The following is a 14,618-nucleotide window of genomic DNA, read 5'->3' as shown; positions in this document are numbered from 1 at the left end:
ATGGTCCAATACTTCTCTTCGTTTTTTCACCTCTCCGCTTGCGACCCTCCCACCGCTCCGGTACAGAAACGCCTTTCTGTTCCCCACTCCCCCTACGAAACGATGCAGGTCTCCGAGGCGGTTCCACAGTTCGCGGAGGCGTTCGCCTTCGAGGAGTTCAACCGGATGCAACGCGAGATGCTTCCCGCGCTGCTCGAAAGCGACGAGAACGTCGTCGCCAGCGCGCCGACGGCGAGCGGGAAGACGGCGCTCGCGGAACTCGCCATCTGCAAGGCGCTGCGCGACGGCGGAACCGCGCTGTTCATCGCCCCGCTCCGGGCGCTGACGAACGAGAAGGAAAGCGACTGGGAGCGGTTCGAGGACCTCGGCTACTCCGTCTACGTCGTCACGGGTGAGCGCGATTTGAATCCCCGGCGCGCCGAGCGCGCCGACATCCTCGTGATGACGCCCGAGAAGACCGACTCGGCGACCAGAAAACACGATTCGGCCCGCTATTCGTTCATCACCGACATCGACTGCTGTGTCATCGACGAGGTGCACTTGCTCGATTCGGAAAAGCGCGGTGCCGTCCTCGAAGTCACCATCTCGCGCCTTCGCCGTCTCTGTGACCCCCGCGTCGTCGCGCTGTCCGCGACGATGCCGAACGTGAGCGACGTGGCCGATTGGCTCGACGCGCCGCCGGAGACCACCTTCGAGTTCGGGGACGACTACCGCCCCGTCGATTTGCACGCGGACGTGAAGACGTACACCCACGGGGACAATTCCTTCGCGGACAAGTACCGGCGACTCTACCGTGCCCTCGACCTCGCGGAGCCGCACATCCGCGAGGACGGGCAGGCGCTCGTCTTCGTCGCCTCCCGACAGGACACCGTACAGGCCGCGAAGAAGGCCCGCGACGAAATCGCCGAGCGCGACATCCCCATCGGCGCTCGCGGCGACTACGATTTCCACACCGAAACGCAGGAACTGCGCAACGAAACCCTCCGGAACTCCGTCCTCGACGGGGTGGCGTTCCACCACGCCGGACTGTCGAAAAACGACCGCGACAGGGTAGAAGAGTGGTTCAAGCAGGGGAAGATTCAGCTCCTCTTTTCCACCTCGACGCTCGCGTGGGGCGTCAACCTCCCCGCCCGGTGCGTCGTCTTGCGCGACACCAAACTGCACGACCCGCTCGAAGGCGAGGTGGACATGAGTCCGCTCGACGTGCTTCAGATGCTCGGGCGGGCGGGCCGTCCCGGCTACGACGACGTGGGCTACGGGTGGGTCGTCTGTGACTTCAAAGATGCGGACAAATACCGGAAGCTCCTGCGCGACGGGAAGGAGATAGAATCCAGACTGGCGGAGGACTTGGACTCGCACCTCAACGCCGAAATCGCCATGGGGACCATATCGGACTTGGACGACGTGATGTCGTGGCTCAGGACGACGTTCTACTACGTCCGCGCCCAGAGCAAACCCGACGAGTACGATTTCGAGAACCACCGCGAACGCGTCAGAAACACCCTTCAGCGCCTCGTCTCGCGCGGCTTCGTCGAGCGAGGTGACGACCTCAAAATCGAGGGGACGGCGCTCGCCGTGCTCGCCTCGAAGTTCTACCTCGACCTCGATACGGCGGAACGGTTCCGCCGTCTCGCGGAAACCGAGGAGATAGACGCGTCGAAAATCCTCGAGACGGTCGCCGGTGCGGCGGAGTTCGACAGCGTGAGTTCCCGCCAGTCAGAGCGCGACGCCATCAACTCCGTCCTCGTCGGGCAGGATTCGGGCGACCTCGAAGCGGGCGGGCGGAAGGTACTCGCCATCCTCCGCTCCAGCATGACGGGTTCGACGCCGGGCGACCTCCGGAGCGACGCGTGGGTCATCCAGCAGAACGCGGTCCGGTTGTTCGCGGCGCTCCGGGCGTTCCTGAAGCGCCTCGACAGGCCGTTCGCCGCGAACCTCGTCACCAGAATCGAGGCCCGCGTGGAGAACGGCGTCGGCGAGCGTTCGGTCGGCCTCACCGCAATCGACGGCGTTGGTGCGGGGCGAGCCAGCAAACTGGCGACGGAGGGCCTCGAAACCCCCGCCGACGTGTGCGAGGCGGGCGTCGATGGACTGGTCGCTGCGGGCCTCTCGGAAGGCGTCGCGGAACAGGTCGAAGCGAGCGCGCGGAAACTCCCCGACGTGGAAGTCGAGTGGGGGTCGTTCCCGACCCGAATCGGTCGCGGTGAAAACGACATGCGCGAAGTCACCGTGCGAAATCACGGCGACGGCGAGCAGGCCGCGATGGACGTGACCGTCAACGGGGTCGAGATGACGACGAAATCGACCTACCTCGACGGGGAAACGACCGTCCCCGTCGGCGTCTTCGGCGGCACCGACGACGAGATGGAGTTCACCGTCCGCGTCGCGTTCCCCGACGTCCCCCTTCTACCGATTACCGACGCTCGGTCCGTGCGGGTCGAGTGAGCAGTTCCTCACGCAACTCCGCGGGCGAGGAGACCACCACGTCCGCCATCGAGAGGTCGAGGTCCTTCGCGCCGTTCGGGTAGCCGACGCAGTACGTCCCCGCCCGAGCCGCCGATTCGACGCCGTGTTCCGAGTCCTCGACCGCCGCACACTCGTCCGCTCGGTAGTCGAGCAGTCCGGCCGCGTACTCGTAGATGGCGGGTTCCGGCTTTCCCGGCGCGTCGATGTCGTCCGCGCTGACGACTTCCTCGAACTCCAAGTCGAAGCGCTCGGTGACGATTTCTATCCAGTCGTGCGGCGACGACGACACGAGCGCAACCTCCACGCCGTCCTCACGCAGGCCGTCGAGCAGGTCGTGGAACCCGTCCATCAGCGAGACGTGCTCGCCGTAGAGATCCTCCGCGATTTCGTTGTAAAGGGCGACGAACTCCTCTTTCGTCACGTCCGTTCCGTACTCCGCGTCCAGATAGTCGTAGATTTCGCGGTAGTTCATCCCCGTTATCTCGTTGTCTCCGATGTCCTCCACGCCGACCTCCGGGAAGATGGTCTCCTCTTCGAGTTCCACCCAGAAGTCCTCGGAGTTCACGATAACGCCGTCCATGTCGAACAACACAGCGTTGGATCCCTGCATTTCTATCTTCCTCTGTTCTCCCGTTTCCCTCAAAACCCTTCGCCCGAACCTTTAAATCCGAACCCGAGACCAACCCGGGCCATGACCGACACGATTCGCGTGTTCGCCGGGGACTGCACCATCACCACGGACGGCGACACCAAAGAACGGCGGCGCGGCGAGATGGTCGCCCTGTTGAAACCCGACGACACCCTGCTCGTCCACGACGTGGACGGCTACCAACCGGTCGAGTGGCTCACCCGTGCCGAAACGGCCCACGCCTCGCTCGACGGCGATTCGTTCACCCTCGTCGCGGCGACTGACGACCGCCGCGTCCGCGTCGATTGTCACGCCTGTCACGGCATTTCCCGCTACCCGGGGTCCGTGGCCGGGATTCCGGTCGGGACGTGCCCGCACTGCGACGGTACGCTCACGCGGGCGAACGGGACGGTCTCCTGTCTCGGTTGTCGCCGGGTGTACCCGATTCCGCGCCACGCCAGCGTGGACGACGACACGTGCGATTGTGGTCTGCCGACCATGCGCGTCGAACAAGGTGCGGAATTCGAACTCTGCATCGACCGCGACTGCGGGACGGTGTTGGAGGCCGTTCGGGAGCGGTTCGACAGGGAATGGGACTGTCCCGAATGCGGAGCGGACATGCGGATTTTACGCCGCGGCGGTATCATCGCCGGATGCGACCGCTATCCCGACTGTGACACCGGTTTCGGCGTTCCGAACGGCCGAATCGTGGATTCGTGCGACTGTGGCCTTCCCGTCTTTCGAACCCGGACCGGACGCCGATGTCTGAACACGAACTGCGAGGAGTTCCAAAAATCGCGGTCCGGGAAGTGAGTCCCCGGTCGAGCGTGACCGAGCGAAATCACGACCGGCACCGGTGTTTCCCGGGAGTGGCGAGTCCTCGGCCGTGGAAAAGTCGCAGTGCCTTTGATGCCCCACGCTACAGAAGAGGTATGGATGGAACCCTACGCGACGACGAGGTACACGTCGGCGGCGACGCCCGCCAGCGGTACTACGATTCGCGTGGCTACGGTCGCCCGCTCGGTGGCAACGAGGTGGCCTTCTCGCGCGTCGAGGCCGCCCACCTGTTGCTCCGTGGCGACCTCGATTCGGTGGACGGCAACGACTTTCGAGCATTTCTACAGGAATCGACGGGCAACGGGTTCGCGTCTCGATTTCTCGTCTACGCCGACCTCCGGGAACGCGGGTTTTACCTCTCGCCCGACCGGGAGGGCTGGGTGTCGGACGCTCGGACCGATTCGGATTTCGTCGTCTATCCCCGCGGAAGCGGCCCGTGGGACGACGAGGTGCTGTATCGGATTCGCGTCGCAAGCGAGCGCGAGACGGTCCCCGTCTCGGAGTTGGGCGATACCGTCCTCGCAATCGTGGACGAAGAGAGCGAGATAACCTACTTCGAGACCGACCGCGTGGACGTTCGGGGAACGACTGACCACGAGGTCCCGACCGACCTGTCGGGGTCGCTCATCGCCGACCGCGTGTTGCTGTGGAATCCCCCGGACGAACTCCACGGGAAGTCGTTTTACGGCCAGCAGATGGGTGGCCGCGACGCGACCGGTATCCTGCAGTTGTCGCTCGTCGAGGCTGCACACCTCGTCGCGGAGGGGAACCTGTCGGTCGACGGTGGCTACGAGAAAATCGTCGAGCGCGGCGAGGAGGTCGAGGGTGACCGGTTCGACCGGCGGTTGCTGGTGTACCGAACCCTCCGAGAGCGGGGCGTGGTTCCGAAAACCGGCTTCAAGTTCGGTGCCGACTTCCGAACCTACGCCGACGTGGAGACCGTGGAGAACCTCGGCCACTCCGAGTTCCTGATTCGGGTGCTCCGGGACGGCCACGAGTTTTCTCCCCGCGACCTCGCGCTGGACGTTCGATTGGCTCACGGGGTTCGAAAACGGATGGTTTTTGCACTCGTCACCGACAACGAACGAATAGACACTTGGCTGTCGGTGACACGACTTACACCATGACACGAGACGATTCATCCGAGACGGGGAGGGAACCCGTCCCTGACGGCGGCACCGCGACGGGAGAGGACGATGTTGTCCTCGACCCGTGGGGGTCGGCGACGGTCTCCGATTACCGCAAACTGTTCGAAGAGTTCGGCATCGAGGAGTTCGACGACGTGCTCCCCGACGTTCCGGACCCGCACTACCTGATGCGCCGGAGCGTCATCTTCGGCGACCGTGGTTACCGCCGCGTCACCGAAGCCATGCGGAACGACGAACCGTTCGCCGCGCTGTCCGGGTTCATGCCGACCGGAGACCCGCACATCGGGCACAAACTGGTGTTCGACGAACTCATCTGGCACCAACAGCAGGGCGGGGACACCTACGGTCTCATCGCCGACCTCGAAGCCCACAGCGCTCGCGGCCTGTCGTGGGAGGAAATCGACGAGCACGCGCGCGACTATCTCCTGTCGCTCATCGCGCTCGGATTCGACCCCGAGGAGGGGACGCTGTATCGCCAGTCAGAGAACCGCGAACTGCAGGATTTGGCGTTCGAACTCGGGTCGAAGGCGAACTTCTCGGAGTTCCAGTCCATCTACGGCTTCGACGGCGAAACCAACGTCTCGCACGTCCAGAGCGTCGTCACCCAGATGGCCGACATCCTCTACCCGCAACTCTCCGAGCCGAAACCGACCGTCATCCCCGTCGGCCCCGACCAAGACCCGCACGTCAGGCTGGCGCGCGACTTGGCGGTTCGGATGCGATACTTCGGCGTGACGAAGGCCTACGCGAGCTTCGAGGCGGACGAGGAGGAACTCTCGCACGTCGCGGCGGCGTACGAAGCGCGCAATGAGTACGCGGACGACCCCGAGATGCCCCGCTGTGAGGACGCGGCGGCGTGGCTCGCCGAAAACGGCGACCCCGACGTTCCGGCTGTCGAGACGACGATTTCGAAGCTCGAAAACGCCGGGATGGAACCGCTTCGTCCCCGCGTCCGGTTCCTCGACCGCAACGCGACCGAGGAAGCCTACGACGCCCTCATCGACGCCATCGAAGGCGAAAAGCGGGTCTTCGACGAGCACATCGACGTGTTCGACTACTCGCGCGAGGACGCGAAAGCGTTGGCCCGCGAGGTGGAGATGGACAACGGCGGCTACGGGTTCATCATGCCCTCGTCCATCTACCACCGGTTCATGACCGGCCTGACGGGCGGCAAGATGTCCTCGTCGATTCCGGCGAGCCACATCAGTCTGATGGACGACCCCGAGGACGGCTACGACAAGGTGAAGTCCGCGACGACGGGCGGGCGCGAGACCGCGGAAAAACAGCGCGAGTTGGGCGGGAAGGCCGACGAGTGTCCGGTGTACGAACTGTACGCCTACCTGCTCGCGGGGGACGACGACGAGTTCACGAAGCGGGTGTACGACGAGTGCGTCGGCGGCGAACGTCTCTGTGGGGACTGCAAGGAACAGGCCGCGCAGTTGATGCGCGAGTTCTTGGAAGACCACCAGGAGAAGCGCGAGGAGGCGGAAGAACTGCTGGACGGACTCGACATCGAGTTGGAGTCCTCGCGCCGATAGCTCGAACCGGTTCGCACTTCGAAAAGCGCTTTGCTGACGGTTTTAAACGTAGTATCTAGATGAATCGCCTCCGTTTGCTGTTAGGACTCGGCGCGTTCGGCGTCGTCGGTGGTGGCCTCTCGATTTGGTACGGATTCCGAAACGAGATGTGTACCGTCGGTACCGGCGTCCAAAGCCAGTGCGGCCCGAACATCATCTTTCTGATTCCCGGCATCCTCCTCGCACTGGTCGGAATCGGACTCCTTCTGATGGCCTATCAGCGCGGTTCGTCCTCCCGGTCTCCTCCTATCGATGGGTGAAACCGGAACGCGTCAGTACCTCCTCGGCCCGGTCACTTCTCGACGACGACACACGGCGTGGCGGCGTCCACGAACGCCTCGTCCTCGGCATCGACTAGTTTCCAGTAGTTCCGAGTGTCCGCCCCCGTCACTTCCCGAACGACCTCTTCACTGATGATGTTCGCGCCGTTCAACACGAGTTCGAACGACTCGCGCTTTCTGCCCTCGAACTCCCTGTCGAACGTCTTCCTGCTCTCCTCGTTCGGGTAGTTCAGGATGAGATGGCCCCCCTCGCGGACGTGCGAGTAGAGGCTCTCGATAGCCCGTCGCGGTTCCTCGACGAAGTAGAGCGTGGCGACGCTGTACACTGCGTCGAACCGTCGGTCGGTGTCGAGGTCGGGCAGTGAATCGACGGCGAAGTGGAGGTTGTCGAGTTTCTCCTCGGTCGCTTTCTCCGCATTGTCCCGAACCACCGTCTCGGAGATGTCGAAGCCGAACACCTCGATGTCGGGGTGGCGCTCGGCGAGGAGGAACGGGACGACCCCAGGGCCACAGCCGACGGATGCGAACTCCTCGGGCGTTCCCTCACGCTCGAAAAACCGCTCCACGAGGTCGGCCATCCGCTCGCCGCCGATGTAGGCACAGCGGTCGTAGTTCGCCCTGTCGTAGAACCGCTCCCAGTCCATCATGGAGTTCCCATGGCGGGGCACGGAATAAACTCCTCCGAATCGTCCACACCGTTCTCGAGTCACGTGTCGCGCCCCGTGTTGCGCATCGACCTCTCCGAGTCGGGTATCCGTCCGTTCGCAACGTTTTTGTCGATTCTGTGCGACCCTTTACCCATGCCATCCGAATCCCATCGTGGCTGTGTCGCCGTTGACCACCGACCACCGACGGGATTCGACTTTTTCGTCGCGGCCTGAGCGACCGGTGGACTCCTCTCGCGGTGAGGGGGCGAAACCGGCCGCGGCGGCCCGACTGGCTTCAGAAGGGCTAAACCGACGCAACGGGAGATACGACCAACGACTACCGAGTGTACATGAAACTACCAGAATCACAGGTCGCGGTGTTGGAAGCCGCGAGCGCGACCGACGAACGAACGATAGCGGACCTCGCCGAAGCGACCGGCCTGAAACCGGAGACGGTGACGGGTGCGGTCTTCGAACTCGAAGACGAGGACCTGCTGTCGGTGACCGAACGAACAGAGGAGTCCGTCTCGCTGACCGAGGAGGGAGAGGAGTACGCCGAAGGCGGCCTTCCCGAAATCGAACTGTACGAGGCGGCCGTCGAAGCCGGTGCGGGCGACGCGCCGATTCAGATGGGGCAAGCCATCGGCGCGTCCGGCCTCGGCGGACCGCAGGTCAACATCGCCCTCTCGAACTACGCCCGAAAGGGCTACGGGACCATCGACAGCGGCGAAATCACGGCCGACCCGGACGCCGACTCCGACGATGATGCGGAAGCGAGTGCGCTCGCCGCGCTCGCGGCCGGTGAATCGGTGGCCGACGCCGACGTTCTCGACCAGCTGGAGAGTCGCGGCCTCGTCGAGCGCTCCGAATCGACGGTTCGCTCGGCGACGCTGACCGACGACGGCGTGGCGGCGATGATGGAGGGTATCGAGGCGGCCGAGACGGTCGGTCAGTTGACGCCGGAGATGCTCACCAGCGGCGAGTGGCGCGACGTCGAGTTCGCGGAGTACAACGTCGCGGCCGACGCGGAGCGGATGGACGGCGGGAAGGTTCACATCCTCCGCCAGACGGCGAACCGCGTGAAGGACGTGCTCGTCGGGATGGGCTTCGAGGAGATGGACGGCCCGCACGCGGACGCGGACTTTTGGATAAACGACTGTCTGTTCATGCCCCAAGACCACCCGGCGCGGACCCACTGGGACCGCTTCGCGCTGTCGAACCCGACCGAAATCGGGGACCTGCCGGAGGACCTGGTGGACCGCGTTCACAGCGCGCACCTCGAAGGCGTGGGCGACCACGGCGAGGGCTATCACTCGCCGTGGGACGAGGACTTCGCGCGGGCCATCGCGCTCCGCGGCCACACCACGTCGCTCTCGATGCGCTACCTCTCGGGCTACGCGCAGGGCGAGTTGGAACCGCCACAGCGCTTCTTCAGCGTCGAGAAGGTGTACCGTAACGACACCCTCGACCCGACCCATCTGCTGGAGTTCTTCCAAATCGAGGGCTGGGTGATGGCCGAGGACCTCTCGGTCCGCGACCTGATGGGCACGTTCGAGGAGTTCTACGCCCAGTTCGGCATCACGGACATCCAGTTCAAGCCGCACTACAACCCGTACACGGAGCCGAGTTTCGAGCTGTTCGGCAATCACCCGGAGACGGGCGAACTCATCGAAATCGGCAACAGCGGGATGTTCCGTCCCGAGGTGCTCGAACCCCTCGGCGTCGAGTGCGACGTGATGGCGTGGGGCCTCGCCCTCGAACGCCTGCTAATGTTGATGTACGGCTTCGAGGACATCCGCGACGTGCACGGAACGCTGTGTGACCTCGAACTGCTCCGCGACGTGGAGGTGATTCACTGATGCCAACTGTCGATGTCAACCCCGACGAACTGCGCCAACTGACCGGCCACGACGAGAAGAGCGACGACGAACTGAAGGAAGATATGTTCGGCCTCGGGTTGGAGTTCGAAGGCGAAACCGAGGACGGCGACATGCAGTTGGAGTTCGCTCCGGACCGTCTGGACCGCCTCTCCATCGAAGGCGTGGCTCGGTCGCTTCGCTACCAGTACGGCGACGACACCGGCGTCTACGTGCCGAAGACGAACGACCCCGATTGGACCATCGAGGTGGACGAAAGCGTTCCCGACGAGCGACCCTACGTTACTGGTGCCATCGTCCGCGGCGTGAACCTGAACGAGGAGGCGCTCGACTCGCTCATCCAACTGCAGGAGAAGCTCCACGCGACGATGGGCCGCAAGCGCGCGAAAGGTGCCATCGGGATTCACGATTTGACGATGCTGAAAGGACGCGATGCGCGGAGCGCATCGGAACGGGCGAGCGGCGTCTCCGGGAGCGAAGCGACCGGAGGCTCGGAAGCGCGACGTGCTTCCGGCGAAGCCGCGAGCCAGCCTGCCTCCGAAGACGGGAGTAACTCCATCCGGTACGTCGGCGTTGACCCCGATGGCGACCGGTTCGTCCCGCTCGATTCGGATGCCGAGATGACGCCCGAGGAAGTCCTTCGCGCACACCCGACCGGCGAGAAGTACGCCGACCTCGTGTCCGAGTACGACCGGTATCCGGCCATCTACGACGACATCGGTCTGTTCTCGTTCCCGCCGGTCATCAACGGCCGCCGGACCGAGGTCGAAACGGAGTCGCGCGACCTGTTCATCGAACTCACCGGCACGGACCAGTGGACCATCGACAAGATGTGTGCCATCATCTGCTACGCGCTCGACGCCCGCGGCGGAACCATCGAGGAAGTCGCGGTCGAGTACGACGACCGGACGCTGGTGCGACCGGACTTCGAGGTGACGACGAAGACCGTCACGCACGACCGAATCGAGACGCTGCTCGGCATCGAGTTCACCCCGGACGAAGTGGTGGAACTGCTGGCGCGCTCCGGCCTGTCCGGCGATGCCGAGGAAACGGAGGACGGAACCGTCACATACGAGGTCGAAATTCCGCCCTACCGCGTGGACGTGCTTCATCCCGTGGACATCGTGGACGACATCGGTCGCGCCTACGGCTTCAACGACCTCTCGCCGCGCTATCCCGACGTGGGGACGGTCGGCGGGAGACACGAGCGCTCGCAACTCGAAGACGCCGCCCGCGAAGTCCTCGTCGGCCTCGGCTTCGAGGACCTGCTCAACTTCCACATGATCAGCGAGGAGGAGAACTACGAGCGGATGCGCGTGGAACCCGAGACCGACGTGGTTGGCGGCGGCACCCCGGCGGCCATCAAGAATCCGTACAGCGAGGATTACACCATGCTCCGAACGTGGGCGCTCCCCTCGCTCATGATGGTGCTGGAGAACAACACCCACCGCACCTATCCGCAGGACCTCACGGAAATCGGTCTGGCCGCGCGAGTGGACGAGAGCGAGAACACCGGTGTCGCAGAACACCGAACGGTCGCTGGCGTCCTCGCCCGTCACGACGCCTCCTACGAGGACGCGAAGGCCCGTCTGCAAGCCGTCGCGCGGAACTTCGACGTCGGCCTCGAAACGCCGCCGACGGAGCACCCGACGTTCATCACCGGGCGTGCGGCGTCCGTGGTCATCGACGGCGAGACTGTCGGCGTCATCGGTGAAATTCACCCCGAAGTGCTCGTGGAACACGACTTGGAAGTCCCCGTAACGGGATTCGAATTCCGGTTGGACGCGCTGGAGTAACCGCGAACGTTCGTCGTTCGCGGGCACGTCCCACAGTCGAACAACGCCTAAATTCGTTCTCTTCGACCGTTTTTATATGATGTATGAATTTTCCCCCATTTCCGCTGACGACGTGGACGCTATCGTCTCGTGGCGGTACGACCCGCCATATGATTTCTACGACATGGATAGCGACCCGGAAGACCTCGCGCTGTTCACGAACCCCACCAACTGGGACGGCTACTACGCGGTTTTCGACGGGGATGGTGAGCGAGTGGGATTCTTCTCCTTCGAAGTGGACGCCGACACGCTCGAAATCGGACTCGGCATGCGTCCCGACCTGACCGGGGACGGACACGGGCAGTCGTTCGTCGAGGCGGGGTTGATGTTCGCCCGCGAGGAGTACGACCCAGCGGCGTTCTCCTTGTCGGTTGCGGCGTTCAACGAGCGGGCGATTTCGGTCTACGAGGCAGTCGGTTTCGAGCGTGTCGAGACGTTCCTCCAAGCGACCAACGGCGGCGAGTATCCGTTCGTGAGAATGCGATACGTCGTCGAGTAACCGTCCGTCGCAGTTCAGCCTCAGTCCGCGTCGTGTGCGTATCCCGATTGCTCGTCGCTCGTCGATGGAGACCGAACGTATCGGCTGTGCGCCATCGTCTCCGTCATAGTGACCGCCAAGAGGTAGTACCACGGCTTCCGTGCGACGGTCGTACGGAGCGCGTGGCTCGGCGGTACGACCCAAATTGCGAGCGTGACACAGAGCAGGGCGTGTGATACGGGTCGGTACTCCCGCCGAAGGAGGACGACCAACGTGCTCAACAGCAGTCCGAGCTCGAACGAATGAATCTCTGCCCACGTCGAAAACCACGTACTGGGAACCGAAGTCATAGCCCGACAACAACGGGACGTCCCTTCAGTACGTGTTCCGTTCCATCCCGGAAGCCGGACGTTGTTTTCGAACGTCGATTCCACCGTTCCCCTTTCGACTTTCAAACGAACGCTTACTCCTCCGGTTCGATGGCTACTGGAGGTCCGCCCCGATGGCTTCCTCGATACTGTCGTAGCCGTCCCGGTCGAGGAGTTCGAGGAGTCCTTCATTGATGTCGCGGGCGATAGACGGCCCACGGTAGATAAACCCGGTGTACAACTGGACGACGTGCGCTCCCGCGCGAATCTTTCGGTAGGCGTCTTCGGCGGTGAAGATTCCCCCGACACCGACTATCGGTACGTCCACCCGTTCGGCGGCGAAGCGGATCATCTCGGTCGCGCGCTCTTGGATGGGTATCCCCGACAGACCGCCCTCCTCGCGACGGTTCTCGCTTCGAAGCGAGTCCGGACGCTCGGTGGACGTGTTCGTGGCGATGACGCCGTCCAATCCGAGTTCGGTCACGAGGTCCAGTGCGTCCGTGACCGCCGGTTCTGGCAGGTCCGGCGAGAGTTTCACGAGCAGCGGACTCGCACCCGCGTCCTGTAACGTCGTCAAAATCCGTTCGAGGTTCTCGCGGTTTTGGAGTTCGCGGAGTCCCGGCGTGTTCGGACTGGAGACGTTTACGACGAAATAGTCCGCGTGCGACGAGACGCGCTCGTAACTGTACAAGTAGTCTTCCTCCGCCGTCTCCAACGGTGTCGATTTCGACTTTCCGATGTTCGCGCCGACGGGGACGTCGGGGAGCGACTGCGTTGCCATGCGTGCCCCGATTCTGTCCGCCCCGTGGTTGTTGAATCCCATCCGGTTGATGATTCCTTCGTCCTCACGAAGGCGGAACATCCTCGGTTTGGGGTTCCCCGGTTGTGCTTCGGCAGTTACGCCCCCGATCTCGACGTGCCCGAAGCCGAGGCTCGCCAGTACGTGTGGTATCTCTGCGTTCTTATCGAACCCAGCGGCGACGCCGACCGGATTCGGGAACGATTGGCCGAACGCTTCGACCGTCAGTCGCGGGTCATCGACCCGATAATACAGTTCCAGCAATCGCTCGACAGGCGTTCCCTGTACCGTTTTCAACAGCGTGTGTCCCGTCCCGTGGGCACGTTCCGTCGGCAATTGAAATAAAAGCGGTCTAACGACGTCGTATCCCTTCATCGTTCTGAGAATCGTCTGCGGTTTGGCCGCAGCGACTAAAATTCGTGCTCGACCTCGTCTTTGTCCGCCTTCTGGATGATAATTTTGTCTTCCCGAACTCGTACGAAGACTTCGTCACCGATTTCCATGCCGGCGACGGCGAGTTCGTCTTCGTGTAGGTTGACGTGGACGTTGTGGTACTCCCCGTCTTCGTCTTTCGCGCCACTCGGGCTGAGCTTCTTTTTCCGTACCATCGCGGTATCTTATGCAGTCCTTCACCGTAGGATGTACTTAAGTGTTTTCTACCGTACTGTTCCGCTCCGCTTTCCTTAGAAATGCCCTATGAGCCGAGACCACTTACCTTGCTCGGCCTGTTTTCGACGACAAAACCACGACACGGCGTAACTCTCGTATTTATGTCTATCGGCGAAAACCGCTCATATCGGCGATATATTTATAATGGCCCCTGTGCTGGGTTGGCATGGAGGAGAAAACCATGGTACGAGACGATGGTAAGCGAAACTTTGCACTGCGCCAATCGGACGGAGATGAATCGAGTGTCTTTTCGGGCAACACCCCACGACAGGCCGCGCTCAAAGCGGCGCGTCGACTCGACCCGGGTAGTTCCGAAGATGCTGCGGACAGAATCGAACTTCGGCTTCGGGAAAAGGGTACCGACAAGGTACACATCTACGAGGGTTGGGCGTGGCACGAGGAGGCCCCCGACGACAAACCCGACTGGATGCCCAACGAAATAACTGAGGCAAACGTCTCCAAACAGGGCATCGAGCACCTGGACGAGTGAGTCGTACGTATTCAACAACGAGCGTTTTATCCGATTCGTACGTAATATATTGTACTTCGCATGCGCGTACTGCAGAAAGGTTTTTGCGTGTCTCGGCGAAACAGCAAGGTGCGCGAGGCACATCCGACCGGACTACACGCACGACGCGTGGGATGACGGTTTGGCCTCCGCTCGCGCAATAGATTTACTCACTGTCGACAACACCGACCTGTTCGTGAGCTACCGCTGTGAGGGACGTCCCCCGTGAGTTAGTCGATATTCATGCGGACTCGTGGATTCTCGGCGACCGCTGTCTACTGTTCTCAAACACGTCCGATTCGTTTGCTCCCAGTGGCACGAGTTTCACGAGGAATTCCCTCGTGTGCTTCCCCGTTTTGTCCTCCCGACTCTCTAGTAATGCTAGTCAATATATGCCGATGAGCCTTTCATTCGACGGCCTTAAGTGTATCTCCCGATTTTGTGTGAATGCGAACGACGCCTCGTGGTTTGCCCCGCGAGGTGGCCGCCCGAATCCGGCG

14 protein-coding genes are annotated in these 14,618 nt (G+C 62.8%); 9 read left to right on the top strand and 5 right to left on the bottom strand.

The window, feature by feature from the left end:
• Positions 1–102: 102 nt before the first annotated feature.
• Complete coding sequence (locus OPC11_RS13875; protein WP_264782293.1) at positions 103–2,445, top strand: DEAD/DEAH box helicase; 2,343 nt, start codon at positions 103–105, stop codon at positions 2,443–2,445.
• Here OPC11_RS13875 and OPC11_RS13870 read toward each other — a convergent pair.
• A complete protein-coding gene (locus OPC11_RS13870; protein WP_264782292.1) occupies positions 2,414–3,076 on the bottom strand; it encodes an HAD family phosphatase in 663 nt (220 codons plus the stop codon). The two genes, OPC11_RS13875 and OPC11_RS13870, sit on opposite strands and share 32 nt — an antisense overlap.
• Positions 3,077–3,157: 81 nt before the next feature.
• Here OPC11_RS13870 and OPC11_RS13865 point away from each other — a divergent pair, with 81 nt between their 5' ends.
• The 4 genes from OPC11_RS13865 to OPC11_RS13850 all read left to right on the top strand — a co-directional run bounded on the left by OPC11_RS13865 (position 3,158) and on the right by OPC11_RS13850 (position 6,916).
• Positions 3,158–3,907 carry a topoisomerase DNA-binding C4 zinc finger domain-containing protein gene (locus tag OPC11_RS13865; RefSeq protein ID WP_264782291.1) on the top strand — a complete coding sequence of 250 codons (750 nt, stop codon included), beginning with the start codon at positions 3,158–3,160 and terminating at the stop codon, positions 3,905–3,907.
• Between the two features lie 119 nt (positions 3,908–4,026).
• Positions 4,027–5,058: a tRNA-intron lyase gene (gene endA, locus OPC11_RS13860; RefSeq protein WP_264782290.1), complete on the top strand. Its 1,032-nt coding sequence runs from the start codon at positions 4,027–4,029 to the stop codon at positions 5,056–5,058.
• On the top strand, positions 5,055–6,617 hold the full coding sequence (locus OPC11_RS13855) for a tryptophan--tRNA ligase (protein WP_264782289.1): 1,563 nt from the start codon (positions 5,055–5,057) through the stop codon (positions 6,615–6,617). Before endA ends, OPC11_RS13855 begins: the two co-directional genes overlap by 4 nt.
• A gap of 59 nt (positions 6,618–6,676) precedes the next feature.
• Positions 6,677–6,916, top strand: a complete 240-nt coding sequence (locus OPC11_RS13850) for a hypothetical protein (protein ID WP_069452515.1) — start codon at positions 6,677–6,679, stop codon at positions 6,914–6,916.
• Positions 6,917–6,948: 32 nt separating this feature from the next.
• Here the strand turns inward: OPC11_RS13850 and OPC11_RS13845 are convergent, their stop codons facing one another.
• A complete protein-coding gene (locus tag OPC11_RS13845) occupies positions 6,949–7,584 on the bottom strand; it encodes a class I SAM-dependent methyltransferase (protein WP_264782288.1) in 636 nt (211 codons plus the stop codon).
• 350 nt (positions 7,585–7,934) lie between these two features.
• Here OPC11_RS13845 and OPC11_RS13840 point away from each other — a divergent pair, with 350 nt between their 5' ends.
• The 3 genes from OPC11_RS13840 to OPC11_RS13830 all read left to right on the top strand — a co-directional run bounded on the left by OPC11_RS13840 (position 7,935) and on the right by OPC11_RS13830 (position 11,795).
• On the top strand, positions 7,935–9,443 hold the full coding sequence (locus OPC11_RS13840; protein WP_264782287.1) for a phenylalanine--tRNA ligase subunit alpha: 1,509 nt from the start codon (positions 7,935–7,937) through the stop codon (positions 9,441–9,443).
• Entirely contained in the window at positions 9,443–11,257 is a 1,815-nt protein-coding gene (gene pheT / locus OPC11_RS13835; RefSeq protein ID WP_264782286.1) for a phenylalanine--tRNA ligase subunit beta, read from the top strand. The genes OPC11_RS13840 and pheT overlap by 1 nt, the downstream gene beginning before the upstream one ends.
• 76 nt (positions 11,258–11,333) lie before the next feature.
• Positions 11,334–11,795 (top strand): GNAT family protein, encoded by a 462-nt coding sequence (locus OPC11_RS13830; protein WP_264782285.1) that lies wholly within the window; start codon positions 11,334–11,336, stop codon positions 11,793–11,795.
• Positions 11,796–11,815: 20 nt separating this feature from the next.
• Here the strand turns inward: OPC11_RS13830 and OPC11_RS13825 are convergent, their stop codons facing one another.
• From OPC11_RS13825 to OPC11_RS13815, 3 genes are all read right to left on the bottom strand, one after another.
• On the bottom strand, positions 11,816–12,124 hold the full coding sequence (locus OPC11_RS13825) for a hypothetical protein (RefSeq protein WP_007982306.1): 309 nt from the start codon (positions 12,122–12,124) through the stop codon (positions 11,816–11,818).
• A gap of 133 nt (positions 12,125–12,257) precedes the next feature.
• Positions 12,258–13,316: a quinone-dependent dihydroorotate dehydrogenase gene (locus tag OPC11_RS13820; RefSeq protein ID WP_264782284.1), complete on the bottom strand. Its 1,059-nt coding sequence runs from the start codon at positions 13,314–13,316 to the stop codon at positions 12,258–12,260.
• A 35-nt stretch (positions 13,317–13,351) separates the two neighbouring features.
• Positions 13,352–13,549: a hypothetical protein gene (locus tag OPC11_RS13815; protein WP_007982308.1), complete on the bottom strand. Its 198-nt coding sequence runs from the start codon at positions 13,547–13,549 to the stop codon at positions 13,352–13,354.
• 242 nt (positions 13,550–13,791) lie between these two features.
• Here OPC11_RS13815 and OPC11_RS13810 point away from each other — a divergent pair, with 242 nt between their 5' ends.
• The gene (locus OPC11_RS13810; RefSeq protein ID WP_007982309.1) at positions 13,792–14,100 is read left to right on the top strand and encodes a non-histone chromosomal MC1 family protein; all 309 of its coding nucleotides are present in this window, start codon (positions 13,792–13,794) and stop codon (positions 14,098–14,100) included.
• Positions 14,101–14,618 lie beyond the last annotated feature (518 nt).

Source organism: Haladaptatus sp. T7, assembly GCF_026008575.1.
Classification (GTDB): domain Archaea; phylum Halobacteriota; class Halobacteria; order Halobacteriales; family Haladaptataceae; genus Haladaptatus; species Haladaptatus paucihalophilus.
The sequence above is the reverse complement of the archived record's forward strand: the minus strand, read 5'-3'. Positions and strand labels throughout refer to the sequence as shown.

What these genes read in the sequence shown, in the direction of transcription:
- OPC11_RS13875 (WP_264782293.1), top strand. Translation starts at nt 103, where the DNA reads ATGCAGGTCTCCGAGGCGGTTCCACAGTTCGCGGAGGCGTTCGCCTTC.
- OPC11_RS13870 (WP_264782292.1), bottom strand. Translation starts at nt 3,076, where the DNA reads ATGCAGGGATCCAACGCTGTGTTGTTCGACATGGACGGCGTTATCGTG.
- OPC11_RS13865 (WP_264782291.1), top strand. Translation starts at nt 3,158, where the DNA reads ATGACCGACACGATTCGCGTGTTCGCCGGGGACTGCACCATCACCACG.
- endA (WP_264782290.1), top strand. Translation starts at nt 4,027, where the DNA reads ATGGATGGAACCCTACGCGACGACGAGGTACACGTCGGCGGCGACGCC.
- OPC11_RS13855 (WP_264782289.1), top strand. Translation starts at nt 5,055, where the DNA reads ATGACACGAGACGATTCATCCGAGACGGGGAGGGAACCCGTCCCTGAC.
- OPC11_RS13850 (WP_069452515.1), top strand. Translation starts at nt 6,677, where the DNA reads ATGAATCGCCTCCGTTTGCTGTTAGGACTCGGCGCGTTCGGCGTCGTC.
- OPC11_RS13845 (WP_264782288.1), bottom strand. Translation starts at nt 7,584, where the DNA reads ATGATGGACTGGGAGCGGTTCTACGACAGGGCGAACTACGACCGCTGT.
- OPC11_RS13840 (WP_264782287.1), top strand. Translation starts at nt 7,935, where the DNA reads ATGAAACTACCAGAATCACAGGTCGCGGTGTTGGAAGCCGCGAGCGCG.
- pheT (WP_264782286.1), top strand. Translation starts at nt 9,443, where the DNA reads ATGCCAACTGTCGATGTCAACCCCGACGAACTGCGCCAACTGACCGGC.
- OPC11_RS13830 (WP_264782285.1), top strand. Translation starts at nt 11,334, where the DNA reads ATGATGTATGAATTTTCCCCCATTTCCGCTGACGACGTGGACGCTATC.
- OPC11_RS13825 (WP_007982306.1), bottom strand. Translation starts at nt 12,124, where the DNA reads ATGACTTCGGTTCCCAGTACGTGGTTTTCGACGTGGGCAGAGATTCAT.
- OPC11_RS13820 (WP_264782284.1), bottom strand. Translation starts at nt 13,316, where the DNA reads ATGAAGGGATACGACGTCGTTAGACCGCTTTTATTTCAATTGCCGACG.
- OPC11_RS13815 (WP_007982308.1), bottom strand. Translation starts at nt 13,549, where the DNA reads ATGGTACGGAAAAAGAAGCTCAGCCCGAGTGGCGCGAAAGACGAAGAC.
- OPC11_RS13810 (WP_007982309.1), top strand. Translation starts at nt 13,792, where the DNA reads ATGGTACGAGACGATGGTAAGCGAAACTTTGCACTGCGCCAATCGGAC.